A 25,010-nucleotide genomic window follows, 5' to 3' on the forward strand; every position below is an offset into this window, starting at 1 on the left:
TTAAACCTAACAGGTCCCCGAGACTGGAGACCTGTTAGGTTTTTTTATTTCTTAAAACGTAACCTCAACCTCTACTAACTCTCCCTTTCTATCAATGGTTACGGTAGCCGTTTGCCCCTTATCGAATTTGGAAAGGCTTTTCATATAGCTCATCATATCGGTTACGTCGTGCTCGCCCATTTTTACTACCACGTCGCCTTTTTGCAGACCGGCTTTTTGGGCAGGCTTGTCTTGGCTTACGCCATCAATTCGCATGCCTTTGCCGCTGAAAAGATAATCGGGTACTACTCCTAAAGTTACTTTAAAATCCGGTACCACTTCGCTTTCATTTTTAGTTTTTCTAAATGCAAGTTTTGGTTGGCTGTCCAAATCTTTAATAATGCTGAAAATGTAATTTGAAACTAATTTCATTCCTTCAAAATTTACCTTTTCGGTATCGTCGCTCGGTTTGTGGTAATCTTCGTGCTGCCCAGTAAAAAAATGAAGCACCGGAATATCGGCCAAATAAAACGAGGTATGATCGCTGGGGCCAACCCCACTTTCATTTTCGGCAATATTTAAATCGCCAGCATTTGCATTCACTATTTGCTTTAGAACAGGAGAAGTGCCAATGCCATAAACTGCCAAAGTTTTTTCAGAATTTAATCTCCCCACCATATCCATATTAATCATATACGTCACCTTTTTTGTATTGATTGTTGGATTTTTCACAAAATAATTTGAGCCCAACAAACCTTCCTCTTCTCCTGAAAAAGCAATAAAAAGATAATTATTTTTTTTTGGAGAATCCCTTTTTTGAAGCGAATCGGCTAAATGCAGCATCATCGCCACACCACTGGCATTATCGTCAGCTCCATTGTGGATCGCCTCGCCCTCGCGGTACAGCGAACCCTCACCGCCCATTCCTAAATGGTCGTAGTGCGCGCCAATAACAACCGTGTTTTCAGCATTGTTGTCTAAATATGCTATTACGTTTTTACCCGTTTGGGTACTATCGTTATTTTCGGTAGTGAATTCCGCTTCTTGATGTGGGTTTTTGCTTGCCTTATACGTAAATTTTTGATAAAACCTTTCAGTTCCTTTCGGTTGTAATCCCAAAGTTTCAAACCTGTTTGCAATATATTTTGCGGCTTTCATTTCGCCTTCAGATCCTGTTTTTCTTCCGTTTAAACTATCGTTGGCTAAAATGGCAACGTCTTCCTGCATGCTAACTTTTTTTACAGATGTGTTTTGTTTGCACGAAAAAACCAGAAGTGCCAGAAATACTATCAATATTGTTCGCATATCGTTATTTTTGCACAAAAATACATTAAATTGAAACATTTGGTGTAACCCGCGCTTTGCGATGGCATATTAATAGTAACGATTCTTATTTCAATTTCTAATAAAATTAAATACAAATGAAATTCATTTATCTACTCTTTCTCTTTTGCCTGTTAACAGCTTGCAAGAATAGCGACAAAAATACTTCAGAAACCCCGAAATCCACGGCCCAATACGAAGCGGTGCTGGATGAAAAAACGGGAGACACCTTAATTTATTCTGAAGAAAAGCATTTTAAAAATATCCGGCAAGTAACTTTTGGTGGCGATAATGCCGAAGCCTACTGGAGTTTTGATGACAGCAAATTAATTTTTCAAAGTAATTTTAAAAATTGGGGCGTAAACTGCGACCAAATGTTTTTAATGAATGCCGATGAAACTTTTAAAGACAAGCAACCACCTATGATAAGCACCGGAAAAGGCCGAACTACCTGCAGCTATTTTCTGCCAGACGGAAAACATATTGTTTACGGAAGCACCCACTTAAAAGATGAAAACTGTCCGGAAGTACCGGTGAAAAAAGACGGTAAATACGTCTGGCCGGTATATGATAGCTTCGACATTTTTGTAGCAGATTTAGAAGGAAATGTTACCGCTCAACTTACCGATGAACCAGGTTACGACGCCGAAGCAACCGTTTCGCCCAAAGGAGATAAAATTGTTTTCACCTCTATGCGAAGTGGCGATTTGGAGCTTTACACCATGGATATTGATGGAAAAAATGTAAAACAAATAACCAATGAGTTGGGATACGATGGAGGGGCATTTTTCTCTCCAGACGGGTCAAAATTAATTTTCCGAGCATCGCGACCAAAAACTGAAAATGAAATTAAAGAGTACACAGATTTGCTTGCGCAAGGTTTGGTACAACCTACCGAAATGGAATTGTTTATCTGTAATGCCGACGGTAGCGAATTGCGTCAATTAACACATTTAGGAAATGCAAACTGGGCGCCATTTTTCCATCCATCGGGCGAAAAGATTTTGTTCTCCAGTAATTTTGAAGCCGAAAGAGGATTTCCATTTAATTTGTATTTAATTGATATTGATGGTAAAAACTTAGAGCGCGTTACGCACGGCAGAACCTTTGATGCTTTTCCCGTTTTTTCCAATGATGGAAAAAAATTGGCTTTCTCGAGCAATAGAAATAATGGCGGCGGCCGTGACACCAATCTATTTATTGCGGAATGGCAGGATTAAGAGATTGACGATTGTTGATTAACGATTGATGATTGATGATTGGTGATTGACGATTTTGGATTTCATGAATTTCTATTTAACGATTAATTATTACGGTTTGTGAGTTTCATTGAACGCTATAAAATTCCTTTACTTTTTTCGATAGCCGCTATCGTATTCTACATCAGTTTTGGATACCATCTAGAGCGCAGTGATTTTCTAAAATTGATTTCGCTATACGTTACCCTATTTTTTATAGCCTATATTTTTATTGAAAGATTAAAACTTAATTTTTGGTTTTTAGCTTGTTTAGGAATAATTTTTCGATTGGTTTTTATGGCCACAATCCCAAATCTTTCGCAGGATTTTTATCGCTTTCTGTGGGATGGCCGCTTGTTGGCGCAAGGCATAAGCCCGTATCTTTTTACACCAGCCTCCTCGATTGCGCTCGGAGTGACAATAGAACAATCAACCGAATTGATTAACGGGATGGGCTCGCTTAATGCAAGTCATTTCAGTAATTACCCACCAATAAACCAATTCTTATATACAGTTGCAGCGTTAATTTCAGGCAAGAGTATTTTGGGCTCTGTTATTGTTTTTCGAGTAATTATGATTCTAGCAGATATTGGTATACTTTACTTCGGAAAAAGATTGTTAGAGAAAATAAATCTTCCGGTAAAGAACATTTTTTGGTATTTTCTCAATCCATTTATAATTATTGAACTAACAGGAAATCTGCATTTTGAAGGGGTAATGCTTTTCTTTTTTATCTGGGCACTTTATTTACTTTTTAAAGGAAAATGGTTTTGGGCCGCAGTTTTAATAGCGGTTTCAGTTTCGGTTAAGTTGATTCCATTGTTGTTCTTACCTTTGTTTTTTAAGTGGTTTTCAAAAAAAGAGGTTTCAACTGCGCTCAACCTAACATCTCTCCTAAGTTTTTATGCTGTAATAGGTTTAACAATTTCAATAACTTTTCTTCCCTTTCTTTCTTGGGAATTCATTCAAAACTTCTCTACAACCATTTCTCTTTGGTTTCAGAATTTTGAGTTTAATGCGAGTGTGTATTACATAATCCGTTGGATTGGTTTCCAAATTGTGGGTTGGAATATTATTGGAACTGCGGGGAAAATTCTTCCAGTTTTGGTTTTACTATATATTTTGGCGGTTGCTCTATTCAGAAAAAATAAAACACCGCAACAATTAATTACCGCAATGCTTTTTGCAATTTCAGTGTACTTTTTACTGTCAACCACCGTTCATCCTTGGTACATTGCCACGCCGCTTTTGCTTTCGGTTTTTACCAAATATAAATTCCCGATTGTATGGAGTTTTTTGATTGTTTTAAGTTACTCTGCTTATGGAAAAAACGGTTTTGATGAAAAGCTTTGGCTGGTGGCTGTTGAATATATTTTGGTATTTGGTTTTGCTATTTTCGAAATAATTAAAAATGATCTTTTCAATTTAAAAAAGCAGTCAAATATTTTGAAACCCAATTTAAAATGATTATTTTTATACTATTATAAGTATAAATTTAAACTATCATGAAAAAACAGTATAATACGCCTACCACCCTTCATTTTGCCGAAGAGGCGCCAACCCATTTTTATGATGGTAATTTAGCAGTTCCATTGGTAGAAATGACTTCCATTCAAAAAATGCGAATTGTGCGTGGCGGTATTACCAAAGCCTATTTAAAAAAACTAAAGGAAGAAACCGCACTAGATTATGAGGCTTTGGCGCAGGCACTTTCCGTTACGCGAGCTACGCTTATTAATAAAAGGGGCGAACAAAAATTTAATGATCATATTAGTGAAGGAATAATTGCGGTAGCAGAAATTTATTCCTTTGGATATGGAGTCTTTGAAGATAAGGAAAAGTTTAACCGTTGGATGTTCGCTCCCAACCAAGCACTTGCTGGGGCCAAGCCTTTTGATCTTATGGACAATCAATTTGGCCGTGAGGAAATAAGAAATTTAATCGGCCGCATTGCTTATGGCGTTTACTCTTAAAGATGAAAGTTTTTCGAATTGGTAAAACCCAATATGCCCAAGATTTAAACGGAATAGGCTCCAAACTTTTTGGCGGCCGCTGGAACCATGTTGATACGCCATGTATATATACTTCAGAGAGCCGGGCTCTCTCTGTGTTGGAATATGCTGTTAATATAGATTTAGATTATATTCCACGAGCTTTAAGCCTTTGCATTTTCGAAATTGACGAAACACAAATTCATACCCTTCAAATAAAAGATTTACCAGGAAATTGGAGCGAAACTCCAGCACCGAAATCTACTAAAGATTTTGGGACAAAATTGTTAGAGGATAAACACCCAATCATAAAAATTCCTTCCATTATTATTCCGCAGGAATTTAACTATCTTATAAATCCATTGGCCGAAATTAGCTGTTTTAAAATACTGGAGATTAAAGATTTTGTTTTTGACCTAAGGATTAAAACAAATTGAACAGAACAATAAGCAGCATATATTTTACGACAGTGATAATTTAAAAATATTACTTTTTTACCCGTTCTAATCTATAAAAATCCTTTCTTCTATCTTTTAAATTTCGAACCGCACCAAAAGTATGCAATTCACGAAGTAAATCTATATCCACATCGGCCACTAAAATCATTTCAGTATTTGGGGTTGCTTCTGCTTTAATTCCGTTGTTTGGAAAGGAGAAATCACATGGAGTGAACACAGCACTTTGAGCATACTGAATATCCATATTATGTACTTTCGGTAGGTTTCCAACGCTTCCTGCAATAGCAACATAACACTCATTTTCAACGGCCCGAGCCTGTGCACAAAGACGCACTCGGGAATAACCATTTTGAGTATCGGTAAGAAAGGGGATAAAAAGTATATCCATTCCTTCATCAGAAAGCAACCGGGAAAGCTCGGGAAATTCAGAATCGTAGCAAATTAATACGCCAATCTTTCCGCAATCTGTATCGAATGTTTTTAGGGAATTTCCGTTTACCATTCCCCAAACGCGCTCTTCATCCGGGGTTACATGTATTTTTTCGTAACGCTCCACGCTTCCATCGCGACGACAAAGATAACCTACGTTATAAAGTTTGCCACGAACCATTTCGGGCATACTACCCGTGATGATATTTATATTATATGAAATAGATAGCTGTGACAATCTTTCGGTTATTTCTTTAGTGTATTTAGCTAATTCGCGAATGGCATCTGGCTCGCTCATGTGGTTGTATTTTGCCATAAGTGGTGCGTTAAAAAATTCAGGGAACATTGCGAAATCGCAACGATATCCTGCAACGCTATCTATAAAATATTCGGCTTGGTGCATTAATTCTTCCATTCCGGAATAGCTCCGCATTTGCCATTGAATAAGTCCAAGCCGCACTATACTTTTAATAGCAGAAGGCTTTGGTTTTTTTTCGGGTTTTGTATAATAAATATTGTCCCATTCCATTAAAACCGCGAACTCGCCAGAGGCTTTGTCGCCTTCCAAATAACCTTTCAACACACGCACCGGGTGAAAATCGTTCGAAATTTGAAAATTCAGTACAGGATCGTCAATTTGTTTGCGCTTTACTTTTTCGATGTATTGTTTAGGTGAAAGCTTATCTGAGTGTAAGTGATAATTCGGCATTCTACCCCCAAAAACAATGCTTTTTAAATTTAAGTTTTCGCAAAGTTCCTTTCTATAATCGTACAATCTTCTACCCAGACGCAAACCACGAAAATCTGGACGAATAAAAACGTCTATTCCATAAAGCACATCGCCTTCGGGGTCGTGAATTTTAAAAGTTGGATCGTCTGTAATATCTTGATATGTGTGCTTTTCACCCAATTCATCAAAATCTACAATAATGGAAAGGGCACAGCCAGCTATTTCGCCATCGGCCATAATAACCACCTGCCCCTCGGGAAAAATATCTATCAGATTACCAATCTCATTGATCTTCCAATAACTATTTGGCATACCGCCATAGGATTGTATTGTTGCATTCTTTAATGCTTCGTAGTCTTTAAGAGTTAAAAACTTTAGTTCTATATTATCAATCTTCTGTGGATCCATTATTTTGTTTTTTAACTAAGCTTATTGTTTTTTAAATGAAGAATTTTGTGAGTAGTTTTTAAGCAAGTTGCCTTTCTTCCCTAACTTTTGAGAATCAAACGAAAAATCCGCAGCCAATCTCCTAATCATTTGGTAGGGAAATATTAACTGCGGATTGCCGTATTTAATTTTGCTAACTGGATTACATATCTAAAATATAGGCAAAAACCAATGGCGCTACGATAGTTGCATCACTTTCAATTATAAACTTTGGAGTATTAATATCCAGTTTGCCCCAAGTAATTTTTTCGTTAGGTACGGCCCCGGAATAGCTACCAAAACTAGTAGTTGAGTCGCTTATTTGGCAAAAATAACTCCAAAATGGCGTTTCTGGGCGTTCCATATCTTGGTATAACATTGGCACCACACAGATCGGGAAATCGCCAGCTATACCACCGCCAATTTGGAAGAAACCAATTCCGTCTTTTGAGTTTTCGGTATACCAATCTGCCAAAAATGTCATGTATTCAATCCCACTTTTCATGGTTGAAGCCTTCAGTTCACCTTTTAAAACGTAGCTCGCAAAAATATTACCCATTGTACTATCTTCCCATCCTGGGCAGATAATCGGAAGATTTTTCTCGGCAGCGGCATACATCCAAGAATCCTTTAAATCTATTTCGTAATATTCCTCCATAACACCACTTAAAAGTAGCTTGTACATATATTCGTGCGGGAGGTATCGTTCGCCTTTTGCTTCAGCATCTTTCCAGAGTTTAACTATGTGTTTTTGAATTCTTCGAAAAGCTTCTTCTTCCGGTATACAAGTATCGGTTACCCGGTTCATTCCTCTTTCCAATAAATCCCATTCGTCTTGTGGCGTTAAATCGCGGTAATGTGGCACACGTTCATAATGACTATGAGCTACAAGATTCATAATATCTTCTTCGAGATTTGCGCCCGTACAAGAGATTATTTGCACCTTATCTTGGCGAATCATTTCGGCAAAAATCTTCCCTAATTCGGCGGTACTCATTGCACCAGCCAAAGAAACGAGCATTTTTGAACCTTTTGCAAGTTGCGCTTCATAACCCTTCGCAGCATCTACAAGGGCCGCGGCATTAAAGTGAAGGTAATATTTTTCAATAAATTGTGAAATGGATCCTTTGTTAGTACTCATCTTCTTCTGTATTAAATTTTGAATTTCCTTTTTTGCCTGTATCGAGTGGCGCGGAAAGGTTAAAGTTACTTTCGTATTCGTCGCCTTCTTCAGTTCCCGAAAATTTATAGGTCAACATTTTATAATAAAGTTTGGCCGCAACAAAATCGGAAGCTTTTTCTTCCGGGTTCGGACAAAGTTCAACAATATCAAAGCCTACCACGTTTCTATCTTCAAATACTTGTTTTAAAAAATCGAGCGTTTCATACCAAAATAGCCCACCCGGTTCGGGTGTTCCGGTTGAAGGAAGAATTGAAGGGTCCAAAGCGTCAAGATCAAAAGTGATAAATACATTTTCACCTAAAGCTTCAATAACTTTATCCATCCAGTATTCATCCTTAGCCATATCATGAGCGAAGAAAACTTTTTCTTCGTCCATTACACGGGTTTCGGCAACATCCATACTTCTAATACCTACCTGCACCAAATTTGTTGTTTGGCTAGCTTCATACACTGCACAGGCGTGATTGCAAGTGCTTCCGTGAAAATCCTTTCGCAAATCTGCATGTGCATCAATGTGCAGGACAGTAAGATTATCGAAACATTCGTTAAATGCGCGAATAGTTCCTATGGAAATGCTGTGCTCACCACCAAAAATAGTTACAAACTTATTTCGTTTAATATAATCTTTCGTGGTTTTATGCACCTCCGAAACTACAGCTTCGGGCGATGAATTTTCTGTAATGGCATCGGCAAGGTAAACCCCTTGTTTATAAACCTCTGTTTGGGTTTCAATATCATAAAGCTCCATATTTTCCGAAGCATCCAAAAATGCTTCTGGACCTTTGTCGGCCCCTTTTTGCCAAGTGCTGGTTCCATCGTACGGAACTGGGATCAATACAATTTTTGATGTTTCTAGGGCCGCATATTTTTGCGGGATTCCTGCATACGTCTTAGTGCTCATAACCTAAAATGTTTAGCAATTGCTCGCTTGTTTGTTGTTCAGAAAAAAGTTCGGTTGTTATAGTGTTGTTTTTATCTCTATCTATTAAAATATGTTTTGGCTGTGGAATTAAACAGTGCTGTAAGCCCCCGAAACCTCCAATGGTTTCCTGGTATGCCCCAGTGTTAAAAAAGCCAATATACAAAGGTTTTTCCTTTTTAAACTTTGGCAGGTAAATAGCCGCCATGTTTTGTTCGCTGTTATAGTAATCATCACTATCGCAAGTTAACCCTCCCAGCAATACTCTTTCATACTCGTCGTTCCAACGGTTTATGGGCAGCATAATAAATTTTTTACTGATTGCCCAAGTGTCTGGCAAAGTTGTAATAAATGAAGAGTTTATCATATTCCACTTTTCTCTGTCGTTTTGTTGTTTTTGATAGAGAATTTCATAAATAGCGCCACCGCTTTCCCCAACGGTAAAACTACCAAATTCAGTAAAAATATGCGGTACAGGTACATCTGCTTCTTCGCAGGTAATATTAATTTGGTTGAGTATTTCATCTACCATATATTGATAATCGTACTCAAAATGCAGCGAGTTTTTTATAGGAAAACCACCACCGATATTCAAACTATCCAACGATGGACAGATTTTTTTAAGTCGAACATACACTTTTAAGCACTTTACCAATTCGTTCCAATAATAAGCCGTGTCGCGAATACCCGTATTGATAAAGAAATGAAGCATTTTTAAATCTACGTGCTCGTTATTTTTAATTTGCTCTTCGTAAAAAGGAATAATGTTTTTATACCCAATCCCTAATCGGGAAGTATAAAATTCAAATTTAGGTTCTTCCTCCGAAGCAATGCGAATACCTACGCTAAAGTGTTTATCAATACTGTCAGTAAGCAATTCAATCTCCTCGTAATTATCAATAATAGGAATACAGTTTTCGTGACCATCATTAATCAGTCGTGCAATATTAGCTATATACTGCTCGCGCTTAAAGCCATTGCAGATAACATAAGTTTTATCTGTAATCTTCCCGGTTTTCTTTAATCGTTCTACAATATCAATATCAAAAGCCGAAGAAGTTTCTATATGAATATCATTTTTTAGGGCTTCGTTTAAAACGTGCTTAAAATGCGAACTTTTTGTACAGTAGCAGTAGTTATAACTGCCTTTGTAATTGTTTTTTTCAATAGCATTTGCAAACCAATTTTTGGCTAAATTTATGTTTTCCGAAATCTTTGGAAGATAGGTAAACTTTAAGGGCGCCCCATAACGCTCTACCAGCGCCATTAAATCTACATCGTGGAATTCAAGGCCATTGTCGCCCAATTTAAACTCTTCCTGTGGAAAATAATACGTTTGGTCTATTAAATCTATATACTTAGTATTCATTATTTAGTTTTGGTTCTATTGTGTAAATTAAAAAAATCTCCTTACGTATGCTCCAAAAAACTGAAGGTATAACATAATATTAACGTGAAGTTTTATATGTGAATAGGCAAAGTGTGTAAAGTATGTTCTTTACCTTTAACAGGATGGCAAGTAGCAATTAAAAGTGCTAAGGTGTTGTTCATTTATAAATTTGTTTCTGAAATTATTCAAAAACCAACTATTTTAAAGATACTATCTGCTAAATATTTACAGTACAAATGTGCCAAAAAAAGTTTAATAATTTACAAAACCTGAAAAATTTTCACTTTAGCTTATAACATGCTAAACATGTTGAGTTCCTTTTCAGTAAGCGTTCTCCATCGGCCGCGCGGTAAATCTTTTTTTGTTAATGGGCCAAGCGTTACACAATCTACACGAACTACATCGTAGCCCAGATGATCAAAGATCGTTCGGATAACACTGTTTCCAGTATGTCTGATTTTTAAACCTATTTCACTTTTTGGCGAATTGTCAACATAACTTATTTGGTCCACAGCTATTTCTTTACCCCCAATGGTAAGACCGTCCTTAATTTTTTGCAGATGTTCGGCTTTCAAATTTTTATCCAATTCAATATGAAAAAGTCTTGGAATTCCTTTTTTCAAGAATTTTTGTACAAACTCATCGTCGTTTGTAAAGAGCAATAATCCAGTGGCATTTCTTCCCAATCTACCAAAAGGTTTAATTTTAGCGGTAGTTGCATTGGCAACCAAATCCATCACTGTCATTCCTTTGGAGTTACTGTCTGTTGTGGCAAAGCCTTTGGGTTTGTTCAATAAAACAAAAGTATTTGGCTCCGGATTCAAGCGGCGACCGTCAAAACGAACGTCGTCTGATAACTGAACCTTATATCCCATTTCATTTATAATTTTTCCGTTTACGGTAACCAAGCCCGTGGCTATAAATGTATCGGCTTCTCGACGCGAGCAAACCCCACTATTGGCTATGTATTTATTTAAACGAATTCCATCTTCAGGATTGCTCTTTTTTATTTCTTTTACCGGTCTTTCTCTTCGGCCTATTTCTTTTCCAGATTTATCGAACCTCAACTTTGGTTTTGCCGAAGGATCTGCTTGTCTAGCCGTTTTTCTAGGTGAAGAATCTGATTTTAATGGAGCATTTCCTCTTGCACTACTTCTATTACGCTGGTTATTTCCACCTCGCCCCGAAGCTTTTCCACTACTTTTATTATCTTGTCTGCTCATAATTAATTTTTTGCAAAGGTAATGAAATAATGTAGGCATTTGCAGTTTATAAAATGTTGTACACTTTCGACAATTGCAACGGCTAACTGTTTCATTTTTATGAAACTATTTCGGATAGAATCTTTAAATAATCTGCTCGGTTTTTTAGAAAATCCATTTCAGAAATATCAATAATTTTTATGTTTTCGGAATGTTGGTTTTTAATGAATTCCAAATACCCTGCATTTAACTTTTGAAGATATTCTGCCGCAATACTTTGCTCGTATTTTCTACCGCGCTTTTTTATGTTTGCAAGCAATCGCTCGGTATTTTGATATAAATAAATATACATATCTGGCTTTGGCACATCTTTGTGCATTACTTGAAAAAGTTTTTTATACAAGGCATATTCTTCTTCAGGCAACGTTATACTCGCAAAAATCAGGCTTTTGTTTACATCGTAATCGGCAATTATCGATTCTTTAAATAAATCGAATTGCGTTATATCATCAACCAGTTGCTGGTAGCGATCGGCGAGAAAGGACATTTCTAAAGGAAAGGCATAACGCGCAGCATCTTCATAAAATTTAGGAAGAAACGGGTTGTCTTTAAACCGCTCCAATATTAATTTCGCATTAAAATCGTTTGCTATTTTACTTGCCAAACTTGTTTTCCCTGCCCCAATATTACCTTCTATGGCAATATAATTGTATTGCGAAATATTAAACTCGCGCATTGGATTGCTCAACCATTTTGACTGTTTTTGAAGCTCGCTCGTATCTGTTGTATCTTCCAGAATTTCAACAATAGTTTTATTCAAAATTGGGTGCTCCAAATGCAAATTTAAATCTGCCAAGGGCTGTAATACAAAGTTCCGTTTTGTCATTTCAGGATGCGGCACGGTAAGCTTATCTGTTGCAATTATTAAATTGTCAATAAAAACAATGTCTATATCTATGGGGCGAGCGGTGTAGCTTTTTGAAGTGTTTCGCTTTCGGCCCAATTTTTTTTCAATTTCAAGAATTGATTTTAAAATCTGGATAGGTTTTAAATCTATTTGCATCCACACCGCACAGTTTAAAAATGGGTCGCCGTCAAAACCCATTGCGGGCGTTTCGTATATTGAAGAAATCTTTACGATACTTCCCAATTCTTCAAACAATAAATTAACCGCGTTTTGAAGATTCTCAAAACGATTGCCCATGTTGCTGCCAAGGGAAAGATAAACGTTTAGCAAAGGTTTAATTGGTTCCAAATTTTAACATTTAAGACGAAATTAAGGAAAAGAAAAAGACTACCAAGTAAATTTGCGTCCAGATATAAATTTTGCGTGACAGCGGCTTTTTAAGAAGTTGTTTTAAAAGCAATTATCAAAAATAAATTTTCAAAATCTTTTATGAAGAAAGCGTTTAAAATCATAGGAATTATACTCGGTATTTTACTGTTATTGTTAGTTGCGGCACCATTTATTTTTAAAGGCAGTCTTGAAAAAATGTTGAAGCGTACTATTAATGAAAACCTCAACGCTACAGTATCGTGGAGTGATTTAGATTTGAGTCTTTTTAGCAGTTTTCCCGATGCTTCGTTGCAAGTAAATAATTTCAGCATTATTAATAACGCACCATTTAAAGGCGATACCTTGGCGAGTGGCAAATCGCTTTCCCTGAATATGGGCATTATGCAACTCTTTAAAAACAGCACTGAAACCATTAAAGTGGACGCCCTATTTCTTGATGAAGCTTTTGTAAACATTAAAATTGATTCACTCGGAAATACCAATTACGATATCGCCATTAAAAAAGATGCACCGGCAACTACGCGCGAAGAAGAAACAAATGGTGGATTTACATTCGATTTAAAAAAATACGAAATAAAAAACTCACGTGTTCATTATGCCGATGTGGGGAACAAAACTTTTTTAACTCTCACCAACGTACAACACACGGGCCGCGGCGATCTTTCGCAGGAAATTAGCAATCTAGATACCCAGACTGAAGCTTTTGCCTCGTTCCGGATGGACAATACCGAATATTTAACTAAAAACCGACTTTCACTCGACGCCATCTTTAAAATAGATTTAAAAAACCTGAAATACACTTTTCTTGAAAACGAAGCCAAAATCAATGAGCTGCCATTAACTTTTAACGGTTTTGTAAAAGTGAACGAGGCTAACAACCAAATAGATCTCACTTTTAAAACGCCGTCTTCCGACTTTAAAAATTTCCTGGCCGTTATTCCAGAAACGTATGTGAAGCAAATAAGCAATGTAAAAACTACAGGGAATTTCACCGTAAATGGTATGTTAAAAGGAATTGTTGATAGCACACACATCCCGACAATGGATATAAAAATAGCGAGCAACAACGCTTCCTTTAAATATCCAGAGCTGCCAAAAACTGTTGAAAACATAACCATAGACGTACAATTAAAAAACGAAACTGGATTACTAAAAGATACTTTTTTAGATATTTCAACCTTCAACTTTATGATAGATGGCGAACCTTTTAGACTGAAGGGAAGTATAAAAAATATGGTCGAAAATCCACTAGTTAATTTAGAAATGCAGGGCACACTTAATTTAGCGAATATTGAAAAGGTCCTGCCTGTTGAAATGGAACAAAAACTCAGCGGCATTTTTAAAGCAGATATTATCGCGAATTTTGATATGGAATCGGTTGAAAAGGAGCATTATGATAAGATAGATGCCCGCGGAACCGCGAGCCTGAATAATTTTAAATACGATGCAGGTTTTAAAAACAACTTAAATGTGGCCAACGCAAATTTGTCGCTACAACCAGGTGTTTTTACATTAAAAGAATTAAACGCATCAACCGGCCAAACTGACATTAAAGCTTCGGGAAATATTAAAAACCTCATTCCATTTTTAATGAGCAAACAAGATTTAAAAGGTCAGTTTAACGTGCAATCAAACATTTTTAATGTGAATGATTTTATGGCTTCAGATTCCTCTTCATCTAAAAATAATTTGGAAGAAAGCGGCGATAATTCTCAAAAAACTGCAAGGTCGGACGGTGTAAAAATTCCAGATTTTTTGAATGCTTCAATAAATTTTAAGGCCAATAACTTAATTTATGACAACTTGGAATTAAAAGATGCAAAAGGCACTGCCACAATTGCAAATGAAGCCATAACCATCGGCAATTTTACCTCAAATATTTTTGGTGGAAACATTGCGCTTTCAGGAAATGTTTCTACCAAAAGTGAAACTCCATCTTTCGCAATGGTTTTGGATTTAAGCAAAATTGACATTGAACAATCTTTCGAAAAGTTGGAAATGTTTAAGTATTTAGTGCCAATTGCAAAAGCATTGCAAGGCAGTTTAAACACAAAATTTGAATTAAACGGCCAACTTACAAACGATCTTTCACCAAAATTAACTACACTGGCGGGGACTGCTCTGGCCCAAATCATCACTGCCGAAGTAGATCCGCAACAAACACCCTTACTTTCAGCCCTAGGCAAAAAAGTTTCATTTTTAAATTTAGACAGGTTGAGCTTAAGGGACGTGAGCACAAATTTCACCTTCAATAATGGTAAAATAGAAGTAAAACCATTTGATTTTGATATTAAAGGAATTAACGTTGCGGTGGCCGGAACCCATGGGCTGGACAAATCTATAGATTACAACCTAACGATGGATGTACCCGCAAAATATTTGGGAAGTGATGTTACAAAACTGCTTCAAAATTTGAATCCGCAGGAAGCCGATGCCATGAGCGTTGCGCTACCCATTGGTTTAAAAGGAACCTTTACAAATCCGCAAGTTTCACTTGATCCTGAAAACGCAATAAATACACTAACCAAGCAAATTTTAGCAAAGCAAAAAGACAAATTGATAGATAAGGGAACTGGACTATTAGAAGAAGTATTTTCTGGCGGAACGAAGACTGATTCTACAAAAAACAATACGAACACTAACAATCAGCAACAAACTACCCAGCAGCAAAACACACAAATAATTAAAGATGTACTGGGCGGAATTTTGGGCGGAAGAAAAAAGAGAGCAGATTCTACCAAAGCATCCCAAACCCCTAAAGTTGGGAATTAGAATTTAGTTTACTGTAATACGCACCACCGCACCTTCATTACCGCGAACGTTAAATACCGTATTGTCTTCAAAAAGTAAGTATTGTCCTTTTATTCCTTTAAGAGTGCCTTCGAAAAAAGGATTTTTTTCGAGGTTTAATGATTTTGGCTTTTCGGGATAGGTTAAAACCGGAAATTCAAGATTTGTTTCGGTATTGTTTTCCAAATAATATTCGGCAGCTTCCACGGGAATGTACTGCTTTAACTTGTTGCGCCACGCAACTAGATCTTCGTCCTTTATATCGTTTTTTAACATAGCCCGCCAGTTGGTTTTATCGCTAACAAAACTTTTAAGGGCAACCTCTGTAATTCCGGCGAGGTATCTATTGGGCACTTCTACTATTTCAATTGCTTCGTGCGCTCCTTGATCAATCCAACGTGTGGGGATTTGCGATCTGCGCGTTACCCCAACTTTTACACTACTACTATTGGCAAGATACACAACGTGGGGTTGTAATTGTACCTTTTCTTCGTATGCCAAATCGCGCTCTTCGATGCCCAAATGCGCCTTGCTTTTTTCGGGACTAATAATCCAATCTGCCGCTTGTGGAATTTTAAAAAAGCAATCGTAACAAAACCCTTGGCGATAGATTTTCTTTTGAAGGCCACAATTTAAACATTGATAATTCAGAAAATTAATAGTTACCAACTTATTCAATAATTGGTTTACATTTAAAAAATCATTGTTAAAAACGAGGTAGTATTGAATGGGAGATCCATTTTCAGTTTGCATTTTTGTAAGTAGGCCTTCGTAATTCATTTATTTAAAAAAAGTTAAGTCGAAATCATTTCCAAAGAAATCTTGTAAAATATCACTTCAAAAAAAGAGGAAATCGTAATTATAAAATGGTTATTTTTATAGCATAAAGATAGCAGAAAAATATGCCAATCCCCATTGTTAATTCTATTGCTTCGTGGTTTCTAAAAAAAAGATTTCATCAAATAGACCTTTTTTTGAAGTATCCTATTGAAGTGCAGGAAGAACTACTATTTAATTTATTGCAAAAAGCAAAATATACCGAAATTGGCAAAGCATACGATTTTGGATCTATAAAAACCTATCGCGAATTTTCGGCGCGAGTCCCTATTACTACGTACGAAGACTTCGAACCACAAATAGAACGTGCGCGCAAAGGAGAATCTAATATATTCTGGCCCACACCCATTAAGTGGTTTGCGAAATCTAGCGGCACTACAAATGCCAAAAGTAAATTTATACCCGTTACCAACGATTCTTTAGAAAACTGTCATTATGCCGCCAGCAAAGACCTGCTGTGTATGTATTTAAACAATAATCCCGATGCCAATTTGTTTTTGGGCAAAAGTTTAAGGCTTGGTGGAAGCAAACAATTGTACGAGGAAAATGGCACCGTGTTTGGCGATCTTTCAGCAATTTTAATAGATAATATGCCGTTTTGGGCCGAATACAGCAGTACACCTAGCAACGAAGTTTCGCTCATGGGCGACTGGGAAACAAAAATGCAAGCCATTGTAAATGAAACTATAAAAGAAAATGTAACCAGTCTTGCCGGAGTGCCTTCGTGGATGCTAGTTTTATTAAACCAAGTTATTGAAACTACCGGAAGAAATAATCTTTTTGAAGTTTGGCCCAATTTGGAAGTTTATTTTCACGGCGGAGTAAATTTTGACCCCTATATAGAGCAGTACAATAACTTACTGCCAAAAAGCGATTTTCGATATTACGAAATTTACAATGCCTCCGAAGGATTCTTTGCTATACAAGATCGCAACGAGAATAAGGAATTGCTATTAATGCTGGACTATGGAATATTTTATGAATTTATACCAATGGATGGTTACGGAAGCTCCGATGAAACGGTAATCCCTTTGAGTGCGGTGGAACAGGGTAAAAATTATGCCATTGTTATTACTACTAATGCAGGTCTTTGGCGATATAAAATTGGTGATACCGTTCGCTTTACCTCTACAAATCCCTACCGAATAAGAGTTACCGGAAGAACAAAACACCATATAAATGTATTTGGTGAAGAATTAATTATTGAAAACGCCGAAACTGCCCTCCGCAAAGTTTCGCATCTAACCAATGCCGAAATTGTAGATTATACAGCAGCGCCCATTTTTATGAATGGTAGAGACAAAGGGGCTCACGAATGGATTATTGAATTTAAAAATCCTCCGCAAGACTTAAATACTTTTACGGAACTTTTAGATTCTGCGCTTCAAGATTTAAATAGCGATTATGAAGCAAAACGCTTTAACAATACAACCTTAAATGCGCCAAAAGTGCATCATGCTAGAGAAAATCTTTTCTATGATTGGCTAAAGCATAAAAACAAATTAGGTGGGCAACACAAGGTGCCGAGACTTTCAAATACACGCGATCTACTGGAAGAACTTTTACAATTAAATAACATAACCTAATCCACCTGCCTTTCTATAAAGAATTTCAATCAAATTTAAATAGTTGATTTAATGCGTTTTACCGAAATTTTATCGGTTTAAATGTAGTTCATCGATTATCCTCGACGTTCGGCTAAAAATTTTTTTTACGTCGCGCTTTGCCCGTATTTTTGTGTCAATCAAATAAATTGGTTTAAAATGAAAAATAATTTTTGCATAGTTATCCTTTTAATTTTTAGTGTGGCGCTTTCATCTTGCGCGACCACAACCGCAGTTAATAACGAAGGTGAAGTAGCTGGATACAATCTGAAATGTAAAAAGGAACAAATGCAAAATAAGATTCTACATATTAAGAATAATTCGATTATTGCATCTCCATAGAAGACTAACTAACCCGCATAAAAAAAACCTCGAGAATAATACTCTCGAGGTTTTTACTTTTTAGGAAGGTATAACTTAAGAAACCGCTTTCAACTTTTTAAGGGATGATTTATTAAGTTTTTCTTCGGCATATTGTTTGGTGACGCGAACGGTTTTTTCGTCTGTGCCAGGCATTTCATACATAGCATCGGTTAAAACGGCTTCGCACAACGATCGAAGTCCACGTGCGCCAAGTTTATAATTTATAGCTTGCTCTACTACAAAATCTAGCGCTTCATCAGTTATCACAAAATCTATCCCGTCCATTTCAAACAGTTTTTTGTACTGCTTAATAATTGCGTTTTTAGGCTCTGTAAGTATAGCTCGAAGCGTTTCCTTGTCTAGCGGATTCATATAGGTTAATACCGGAAGACGACCGATTATTTCAGGAATTAGACCAAAATCCTTTAAATCTTTCGGGATAATATAGCGAAGCATGTTTTCGCGCTCCACTTGATTTTCATTTAAAGATGCTGTAAATCCAACGGCTTGCATATTCAATCGTTTTGAAATATGCCGCTCAATACCATCAAAAGCACCCCCAGCAATAAAGAGAATGTTTTCGGTATTTACTTCAATAAATTTTTGATCGGGATGTTTTCTACCCCCTTTTGGCGGTACGTTTACCGTAGTTCCCTCCAAAAGTTTTAAAAGGGCTTGCTGTACACCTTCACCACTAACATCTCGTGTGATAGATGGGTTGTCGCTTTTACGGGCTATTTTATCTATTTCGTCAATAAATACAATTCCGTTTTCTGCCTTTTCAAGGTTATAATCTGCAGCTTGCAACAAGCGTGTTAAAATACTTTCAACGTCTTCGCCTACATATCCAGCTTCGGTTAAAACAGTGGCATCTACAATGGCTAAAGGTACGTTTAGCATTTTTGCAATTGTTTTTGCAATTAATGTTTTTCCCGTTCCTGTTTGCCCTACAATAATTATATTACTTTTTTGTATTTCAATATCGTCATCGCTTTTTGGCTGAAGCAATCGTTTGTAGTGATTGTAAACCGCCACGGACATTACTTTTTTGGTAAATTCTTGTCCAATAACGTATTCGTCCAAAAAGGCTTTTATCAATTTTGGTTTCTTCAGCATTAAATCTTTGGACAGTTCCGTATTGCCTGAGTGCAAGGCTTCTTCTACCACAATGCCGTGGGCTTGCTCAATGCATCGATCGCATATATGAGCGTCCAATCCTGCAATGAGCAAATTGGTTTCAGCCTTTTTACGACCGCAGAAGGAACATTCTAAATCTTCTTTCGACATATTATTTTTTTTCAAAAAATCTGTTTTTTTTAGCTTCGGGTCAATATTTCATCAATCATTCCGTACTCCAAAGCTTTATCGGCTTTCATCCAATAATCGCGGTCGCTATCGTCATAAACCTTTTCATAGGTTTGACCGGAATGCTTGGCAATTATTTTATAAAGCTCTTCTTTTAAGGTAATTATTTCGCGGGCCGTAATTTCAATATCGCTCGCTTGGCCCTGTGCTCCACCCAAAGGTTGATGAATCATAACGCGTGAGTGCGTTAAGCCACTGCGTTTTCCTTTTTCGCCAGCACATAATAGTACTGCGGCCATGGAGGCTGCCATACCAGTACAAATAGTTGCAACGTCCGGTTTTATAAATTGCATTGTATCGTAAATTCCTAAACCTGCATAAACACTACCACCTGGCGAATTAATATAAATTTGTATATCGCGTGATGCGTCGGTACTGGCCAAGAACAGTAATTGCGCCTGCACTATGTTTGCAACTTGATCGTTAATTCCGGTGCCGAGAAAAATTATGCGGTCCATCATTAAACGCGAAAAAACGTCCATCGCTACTGCGTTCATTTGGCGTTCCTCAATAATATTTGGTGTCAAGTTTGTGGGATACATACTACTGATAATTTTATCGTAGTACATATTGTTTATTCCTTGATCTTTTATGGCGAAGTTTCTAAATTCGTTACTGTAGTTCATAAATGTATTTAAATTTCAATTTAATAGTTTTTGAAAATTCGTTACGAAAATTCACTTGTGGTTCTACTATTTAAGCAGAATTAAAAAGGCGTTAAATTATAATAATTCAACGCCTAAAGATAACTATTTCTTTGCTGAATTATGCGTAGGCTTCTTTAATGAATTTATCGTACGCAATCTCTTTAGTCTTCAACTTTGCGTTTTCCTTAAAGTAGTTAAGCAATTTGGCCGAGTTAAGTTGTTCGCTTAAACGCTCTACTTCTTCCTTATTAGAAAGAATACGGGCGGTGATAGACTCTAATTCCTCTTCTGTTGGGTTTGTTTGCCCAAACTGCGCCATTTGTGCTTTTATCATATTTTTTGAATGGTCTTTTAACTCATCAAAAGTAACTTGCAAATTATTTTCAGTACGAAGTTTGCCTTCAATTAACTGATAGCGAAGCCCTTTTTCACTTCTTTCAAATTCGGCTTTTGCCTCTTCTTCGGAAAGTCTCTTTTCGCCGGTCATTGCAATCCAACGTTGTAGAAACTCTTTTGGAAGATCAAATTTTGTATTTTCAATTAACGAATCAACTACATCATTCAACAATTTTTGGTCGCTTTGTTGTGCAAATTGTCCTTCGGCATCCTCCTTAATTTTAGCCTTTAATTCGGCTTCGGAAGTAACAACGCCTTCACCAAATAATTTATCGAAAAGTTCTTGGTTCAATTCGGCCATTTCGCGCTTATTTACCTCTTCTATTTTTAGAGAAACTTCAATATCCAACCCGTGGGCCTCATCGTGCGCAACACCCAAAAATTTCTGATTGTCGTGATCATCGGCAAACATTCCTTTTGTTTTCAAGGTTACCGTGTCGCCAACCTTGGCGCCAAGTAGGCTTTCCAATTGTTTTTTACCAGCGATATCTTCAGTGGTAATGGTTGTTTTCTTTTCAATTTCCTTTTCTTCGGAAGTAAAAGTCCCGGTGATTTCATCGCCTTTTTCAACTTCGTTTTTTGAAATTAATTTACCGTACTGCTTGCGGATTGTCTTTACTTGATTGTTTAGCAATTCGTCGTCTGCTACAATTTTATAGTGAACAATTTCCTTATTGTTTACATCTACGGTGAATTCGGGTGCAAGGCCCAATTCAAATTCAAAGGAATAGTTATCTGCATTCCAATCAATTTCTGCTTCGTTCTTTGGAAGTGGATTTCCGAGAACGTCTAATTTTTCTTCGTTAAGATATTTGTGAAGCGCATCTTGAAGTAATTTGTTTACTTCTTCTACCAAAACCGCCTTTCCGTATTGTTTTTTCACCATTCCCATTGGGATGTGGCCTTTTCTAAAACCAGGGATATTCGCGGTTTTTCTGTAATTATTGAGTACTTTTTCTACGTTGGCAGAATAGTCTTCCTTTGCAACTTCAACTGTAAGAACAGCATTTAGTTTATCAATGTCTTTTTTTGTAATGTTCATTTTTCTCCTGAATTTCGGGATGCAAAAGTACGGCTTTTTGCACAACCCAACAAACATTTATAAACTGTTGTTCTACAAATTGCTAGTCCTCCTTTATGAGCGAAAACAACACAGCTTGAAAAAGTGAAAGCAACAGGCTAAAAAGTAGTGCCCACCAAATAGATGCAACTGCAAAACTATCTATAAAATAAGCCGCCATTAGAATAATAACCGCATTTATAATAAGCAAAAACAGTCCGAAAGTTACAATTGTTATTGGCAGCGTTAATACTACTAAAATTGGTTTAACCAGCAATCGCAATAAAGCTATAACAATAGCAACGATTATTGCCGATCCGTAGCCAGCTACCGCAACACCCGGAAGAATTTTTGCCAGAACAACAACTGCTAGCGCGGTAAGAAGTAATTTAATGATGAGTTTCATTTTTGAAGAAATTAAATTAGTTTACGTAAATATACTAAAAAACCGCCCTCAGGCGAGAGCGGTTTACAAACTAACTAAATTTAAAAAATACTAATTATTCGTAGCGGTTATGGTGCCGTAATCACCAATGTGTACTGTTGGGATTGTTGCATCGTACGTATTGTTAATTGCTCTAATAATAAGGTTGGCTGTGTAGGCATAACCTCTAGGCGTTGGGTGAACTCCATCTAAAGAGAACGCGCCACCTGTTACAAATTGTGATGTAAGAACTCCACCATCATAAGCAATTCCGCCATTGGCAAGACTAGCCAATGCCGATTTGGCATCTACAAAAGCCAAGCCTTTTGCCCCAGCCAACGCTTGGATAGTTGCGTTATATGCTGTACTTGCCGCAGTAATGCGAGCCTGTTCTGAAACGGCCAAAACATATTGGTCGCTTAACGGAATGGAAACCCCAATTACTCCTTGTGGATTGTTTGGATCTGGCGTAGTCCCTAATATTGAAGAAGCGGTTAGCACGATTAGGTCGTCAGATTTAACTTGACGTAATTGCCCTAATAAAATAGCCAATTCCTGCGGTAAACTAAAGGGAGCTCCTTGTAAAATAACCGTTAGATCTGTAAGATCATCATCGGTCATAATTGGGAAGTTTTGACCTGCAGAAAAGTTTATCATTCGCATGGCAGCTTCTTCGGGCGTTATTACGCCCATAGCTGCTAAGCCAGGCAAAATCTGCGTATTATAACCGGCAAACTGCGCGTTTAGTGCACCGGCAGTAGCTGCATCTAAAGGAATTGCGTTTGTAGGCACAGTTGTAAAGTATGGAATAGATGTAACCTCAGGAATATTCACCAAAACACCTTTAGCGCCATTTGCGGTTAAGGCATCAACTTGTTGGCTGTAAACAGATGCAAACACATTAGGATCTGTAATATCGTTACCTCCGTAGGTAGCTGGATCAAAATTACCTGTTTGATCAACCCCAGAACCACCAGAAGTTGCATAACTTAAAATATCGTTATTACCAATCCACAAACTGAAAAAAGTTGCATTTTGAGTAGCAGCATCGCTAATAACCGTAGCACTCTCACTACTTGCAAAACGCGCATAATAAGGGTTTGCCGCACCTGTTGGTACTCCCGCAGCATTTCCGTAACCTGGTGCTACCAAATGAAAACTTTTTGCACCGGGAACCCCCATGTTATTAAACGGACCAGTTAATTTGTTTGTTATTTCGGTTGTTGGCGTTCCGGCCAAACGCACGGGTCCTGGATTTCCATTGGCATCTACGGCAAGCACTAATCTATTTTCAGTAATCTGAGTTCCGCCTAATAGCAATCCGCCCAAATTATCATTCATTAATGGTTGATTAAATTCACCTCCACCGGCAAAAGAAAACTGCTGAGCCATAATATTTGGGTAGCTATTTTCCTGCCCGGTAATATAAAGTGCACCGTCCGCATAACCCGCAGTTAACGAGTTTCCGACAGAAACATATTTTGAAAGATCTGCCATTCCGCTCGTGTAAAAACCTTCGTCTGTTACAGGCGTATCAAATTCTGGTTCGCAGCTCACGAAGCCTACGGCCAAAACTGCGAATGTATATTTAAGTATATTTTTCATCTTTAAGATTTTTTTCGATTATAATTTATATGTAAGCCCTAATCCCGGAACAAAAGCATTGGTTTTGTACGTTCCTTTAAATGGAACCGCCTGACCATTTTCGAAATAATAGTTATAAGAAGCATCTATTTCCTTAAAGTGTGAATATAGGAATGAGGCATCTATCTGTAAGTGCTCGCCAAGATTTACGGTAAGACCGGCAGTAAAGTTGTTGCTATCGTTTCGAGGTGTTTCAGGAGCGAAATAACCTTCGCGAACTGGAGATTCATCAAAGTAGTACCCTGCTCTTAGCGTGAACATTTTAGTAGCTTCGTACTGCATACCGAAACGATATACTGAAGCGTTTTTATAATTACGTGCATTCTTGGAATCTGGAATAGCCGGATTTTCAAAATTGATATCTAATGATTCATAGGCATCCCAAAAAGTTCGATTAAAATCAAAAGCAAAGAGCCATTTCTCACAGAAATTGTATGACATACCCACAGTCATTTCAGCAGGTAATGGCATAGCAGCATCGATAGCTGTATTTTGAAAAGGAGTTAAGGGCGAATTAGGAATATTTTCAAATTCTGCGGTACCTTCTTCGGCTTCTAAAATAATTTCTGAGCGGTAAGTTGCACCAATTCTAAGGTTGTCTGTAAATTTAAACATTGAGCTTGCAACCCATCCCCAGCTTGTTACTCCGCTGGCATCAATAGTTACATTCGCACGATTTCCGTCTATATCTGTAAGAGTGCGGTTAAGGTTTCTATTAAAATTTACAGAACCCGTAACATAAATAGGACCACCTCCAAAACTCAATTTATCGTTTATTTTAAACGATACGGTTGGCTGAATATAGATTGCCTGCAAATCAATTGTATTAACTAAATGCGAACCTTCCCAATCTTTTTCATACTCCACCGAACTTCCGTACGGCGTGTAAACTCCAAGACCAAAGGCCAACCAATCTGTAGCTTGGTACGAAGCGTATAAATAAAGCGGCGTTCCTACTGGACTATCGGTGCGAGCATTGGCCCCAGTTTGGGTATCCTGATAGGCAATGTTTGAAAATACACCATGTACCCCAACAGAGATATTAAATTTATCTTCCAAATACACCATAGCGGCAGGATTAAAAAATACCGATTCGCTGCTATTTATTACCGCGACCCCGGTGTGGCCCATCGCTAAGGCTTTATTGCCCTGCAAGCTTACACGGTAACCGCCTGCATAAGTCACCGCACTTGCAAGTGCAAAAACGGCGAGTACTAATACTTTCTTCATAGTTTACTTCTTTAGAGTTAATTTCAGATATTAAGGATATTTATGTCTTTTACACAAAATTTATTATGCGCGCATAAGATACTTT

General features: G+C 37.3%; 20 protein-coding genes. 6 read left to right on the plus strand and 14 right to left on the minus strand.

Translation table 11 applies throughout. From position 1 onward, the window contains the following. Positions 1-51: 51 nt before the first annotated feature. Entirely contained in the window at positions 52-1,284 is a 1,233-nt protein-coding gene (locus VZD24_RS12440) for a M20/M25/M40 family metallo-hydrolase (protein ID WP_342687803.1), read from the minus strand. Between the two features lie 116 nt (positions 1,285-1,400). Here VZD24_RS12440 and VZD24_RS12445 point away from each other — a divergent pair, with 116 nt between their 5' ends. From VZD24_RS12445 to VZD24_RS12460, 4 genes are all read left to right on the plus strand, one after another. Next, positions 1,401-2,522: a TolB family protein gene (locus VZD24_RS12445; RefSeq protein ID WP_342687804.1), complete on the plus strand. Its 1,122-nt coding sequence runs from the start codon at positions 1,401-1,403 to the stop codon at positions 2,520-2,522. Between the two features lie 99 nt (positions 2,523-2,621). Then, complete coding sequence (locus VZD24_RS12450) at positions 2,622-4,007, plus strand: MptA/MptB family glycosyltransferase (RefSeq protein ID WP_342687805.1); 1,386 nt, start codon at positions 2,622-2,624, stop codon at positions 4,005-4,007. 38 nt (positions 4,008-4,045) lie between these two features. After that, on the plus strand, positions 4,046-4,513 hold the full coding sequence (locus VZD24_RS12455) for an Xre family toxin-antitoxin system antitoxin (RefSeq protein WP_342687806.1): 468 nt from the start codon (positions 4,046-4,048) through the stop codon (positions 4,511-4,513). A gap of 2 nt (positions 4,514-4,515) precedes the next feature. Then, positions 4,516-4,968 carry an RES family NAD+ phosphorylase gene (locus tag VZD24_RS12460; RefSeq protein ID WP_342687807.1) on the plus strand — a complete coding sequence of 151 codons (453 nt, stop codon included), beginning with the start codon at positions 4,516-4,518 and terminating at the stop codon, positions 4,966-4,968. A gap of 49 nt (positions 4,969-5,017) precedes the next feature. On the opposite strand, the gene VZD24_RS12465 is transcribed toward VZD24_RS12460, so the two are convergent. From VZD24_RS12465 to folK, 6 genes are all read right to left on the minus strand, one after another. Continuing rightward, positions 5,018-6,556, minus strand: coding sequence for a GNAT family N-acetyltransferase (locus VZD24_RS12465; RefSeq protein WP_279449985.1), 1,539 nt, complete (start codon positions 6,554-6,556; stop codon positions 5,018-5,020). Positions 6,557-6,737: 181 nt separating this feature from the next. Then, positions 6,738-7,715 carry a deoxyhypusine synthase family protein gene (locus VZD24_RS12470; protein ID WP_279449984.1) on the minus strand — a complete coding sequence of 326 codons (978 nt, stop codon included), beginning with the start codon at positions 7,713-7,715 and terminating at the stop codon, positions 6,738-6,740. Further along, positions 7,705-8,658, minus strand: a complete 954-nt coding sequence (gene speB, locus VZD24_RS12475) for an agmatinase (RefSeq protein ID WP_279449983.1) — start codon at positions 8,656-8,658, stop codon at positions 7,705-7,707. The genes VZD24_RS12470 and speB overlap by 11 nt, the downstream gene beginning before the upstream one ends. Next, entirely contained in the window at positions 8,648-10,045 is a 1,398-nt protein-coding gene (locus VZD24_RS12480; protein WP_279449982.1) for an arginine decarboxylase, read from the minus strand. Before VZD24_RS12480 ends, speB begins: the two co-directional genes overlap by 11 nt. Before the next feature lie 311 nt (positions 10,046-10,356). After that, entirely contained in the window at positions 10,357-11,289 is a 933-nt protein-coding gene (locus tag VZD24_RS12485) for a pseudouridine synthase (protein WP_279449981.1), read from the minus strand. 97 nt (positions 11,290-11,386) lie between these two features. After that, on the minus strand, positions 11,387-12,514 hold the full coding sequence (folK, locus tag VZD24_RS12490) for a 2-amino-4-hydroxy-6-hydroxymethyldihydropteridine diphosphokinase (RefSeq protein ID WP_342687823.1): 1,128 nt from the start codon (positions 12,512-12,514) through the stop codon (positions 11,387-11,389). A gap of 150 nt (positions 12,515-12,664) precedes the next feature. On the opposite strand from folK, the gene VZD24_RS12495 reads away from it, so the two are divergent. After that, positions 12,665-15,337 carry an AsmA family protein gene (locus tag VZD24_RS12495; protein WP_342687808.1) on the plus strand — a complete coding sequence of 891 codons (2,673 nt, stop codon included), beginning with the start codon at positions 12,665-12,667 and terminating at the stop codon, positions 15,335-15,337. Between the two features lie 3 nt (positions 15,338-15,340). On the opposite strand, the gene VZD24_RS12500 is transcribed toward VZD24_RS12495, so the two are convergent. Further along, positions 15,341-16,135: a DUF2797 domain-containing protein gene (locus VZD24_RS12500; protein ID WP_342687810.1), complete on the minus strand. Its 795-nt coding sequence runs from the start codon at positions 16,133-16,135 to the stop codon at positions 15,341-15,343. A 122-nt stretch (positions 16,136-16,257) separates the two neighbouring features. Between VZD24_RS12500 and VZD24_RS12505 the strand changes: the two genes are divergently transcribed. Continuing rightward, positions 16,258-17,778, plus strand: coding sequence for a GH3 auxin-responsive promoter family protein (locus VZD24_RS12505; RefSeq protein ID WP_342687811.1), 1,521 nt, complete (start codon positions 16,258-16,260; stop codon positions 17,776-17,778). Positions 17,779-18,213: 435 nt separating this feature from the next. Here VZD24_RS12505 and clpX read toward each other — a convergent pair whose 3' ends face one another. The 6 genes from clpX to VZD24_RS12535 all read right to left on the minus strand — a co-directional run bounded on the left by clpX (position 18,214) and on the right by VZD24_RS12535 (position 24,925). Next, entirely contained in the window at positions 18,214-19,446 is a 1,233-nt protein-coding gene (gene clpX, locus VZD24_RS12510) for an ATP-dependent Clp protease ATP-binding subunit ClpX (RefSeq protein ID WP_279449977.1), read from the minus strand. Between the two features lie 29 nt (positions 19,447-19,475). Continuing rightward, the gene (clpP, locus tag VZD24_RS12515; protein ID WP_279449976.1) at positions 19,476-20,150 is read right to left on the minus strand and encodes an ATP-dependent Clp endopeptidase proteolytic subunit ClpP; all 675 of its coding nucleotides are present in this window, start codon (positions 20,148-20,150) and stop codon (positions 19,476-19,478) included. A gap of 139 nt (positions 20,151-20,289) precedes the next feature. Next, complete coding sequence (gene tig, locus VZD24_RS12520) at positions 20,290-21,609, minus strand: trigger factor (RefSeq protein ID WP_342687812.1); 1,320 nt, start codon at positions 21,607-21,609, stop codon at positions 20,290-20,292. An 82-nt stretch (positions 21,610-21,691) separates the two neighbouring features. Then, positions 21,692-22,033 carry a phage holin family protein gene (locus VZD24_RS12525; RefSeq protein ID WP_279449974.1) on the minus strand — a complete coding sequence of 114 codons (342 nt, stop codon included), beginning with the start codon at positions 22,031-22,033 and terminating at the stop codon, positions 21,692-21,694. A gap of 90 nt (positions 22,034-22,123) precedes the next feature. Then, on the minus strand, positions 22,124-23,656 hold the full coding sequence (locus tag VZD24_RS12530; protein ID WP_342687813.1) for a G-D-S-L family lipolytic protein: 1,533 nt from the start codon (positions 23,654-23,656) through the stop codon (positions 22,124-22,126). Positions 23,657-23,674: 18 nt separating this feature from the next. Then, positions 23,675-24,925, minus strand: a complete 1,251-nt coding sequence (locus VZD24_RS12535; RefSeq protein ID WP_279449972.1) for an OmpP1/FadL family transporter — start codon at positions 24,923-24,925, stop codon at positions 23,675-23,677. Positions 24,926-25,010 lie beyond the last annotated feature (85 nt).

The organism is Aequorivita flava, from assembly GCF_038742595.1.
Classification (GTDB): Bacteria; Bacteroidota; Bacteroidia; order Flavobacteriales; family Flavobacteriaceae; genus Aequorivita; species Aequorivita marisscotiae.

Bases quoted from the DNA above. Each gene is read 5' to 3' on its own strand.
- VZD24_RS12440 (WP_342687803.1), bottom strand. From the start codon at position 1,284: ATGCGAACAATATTGATAGTATTTCTGGCACTTCTGGTTTTTTCGTGC.
- VZD24_RS12445 (WP_342687804.1), top strand. From the start codon at position 1,401: ATGAAATTCATTTATCTACTCTTTCTCTTTTGCCTGTTAACAGCTTGC.
- VZD24_RS12455 (WP_342687806.1), top strand. From the start codon at position 4,046: ATGAAAAAACAGTATAATACGCCTACCACCCTTCATTTTGCCGAAGAG.
- VZD24_RS12460 (WP_342687807.1), top strand. From the start codon at position 4,516: ATGAAAGTTTTTCGAATTGGTAAAACCCAATATGCCCAAGATTTAAAC.
- VZD24_RS12465 (WP_279449985.1), bottom strand. From the start codon at position 6,556: ATGGATCCACAGAAGATTGATAATATAGAACTAAAGTTTTTAACTCTT.
- VZD24_RS12470 (WP_279449984.1), bottom strand. From the start codon at position 7,715: ATGAGTACTAACAAAGGATCCATTTCACAATTTATTGAAAAATATTAC.
- speB (WP_279449983.1), bottom strand. From the start codon at position 8,658: ATGAGCACTAAGACGTATGCAGGAATCCCGCAAAAATATGCGGCCCTA.
- VZD24_RS12480 (WP_279449982.1), bottom strand. From the start codon at position 10,045: ATGAATACTAAGTATATAGATTTAATAGACCAAACGTATTATTTTCCA.
- VZD24_RS12485 (WP_279449981.1), bottom strand. From the start codon at position 11,289: ATGAGCAGACAAGATAATAAAAGTAGTGGAAAAGCTTCGGGGCGAGGT.
- VZD24_RS12495 (WP_342687808.1), top strand. From the start codon at position 12,665: ATGAAGAAAGCGTTTAAAATCATAGGAATTATACTCGGTATTTTACTG.
- VZD24_RS12500 (WP_342687810.1), bottom strand. From the start codon at position 16,135: ATGAATTACGAAGGCCTACTTACAAAAATGCAAACTGAAAATGGATCT.
- VZD24_RS12505 (WP_342687811.1), top strand. From the start codon at position 16,258: ATGCCAATCCCCATTGTTAATTCTATTGCTTCGTGGTTTCTAAAAAAA.
- clpX (WP_279449977.1), bottom strand. From the start codon at position 19,446: ATGTCGAAAGAAGATTTAGAATGTTCCTTCTGCGGTCGTAAAAAGGCT.
- clpP (WP_279449976.1), bottom strand. From the start codon at position 20,150: ATGAACTACAGTAACGAATTTAGAAACTTCGCCATAAAAGATCAAGGA.
- tig (WP_342687812.1), bottom strand. From the start codon at position 21,609: ATGAACATTACAAAAAAAGACATTGATAAACTAAATGCTGTTCTTACA.
- VZD24_RS12525 (WP_279449974.1), bottom strand. From the start codon at position 22,033: ATGAAACTCATCATTAAATTACTTCTTACCGCGCTAGCAGTTGTTGTT.
- VZD24_RS12530 (WP_342687813.1), bottom strand. From the start codon at position 23,656: ATGAAAAATATACTTAAATATACATTCGCAGTTTTGGCCGTAGGCTTC.
- VZD24_RS12535 (WP_279449972.1), bottom strand. From the start codon at position 24,925: ATGAAGAAAGTATTAGTACTCGCCGTTTTTGCACTTGCAAGTGCGGTG.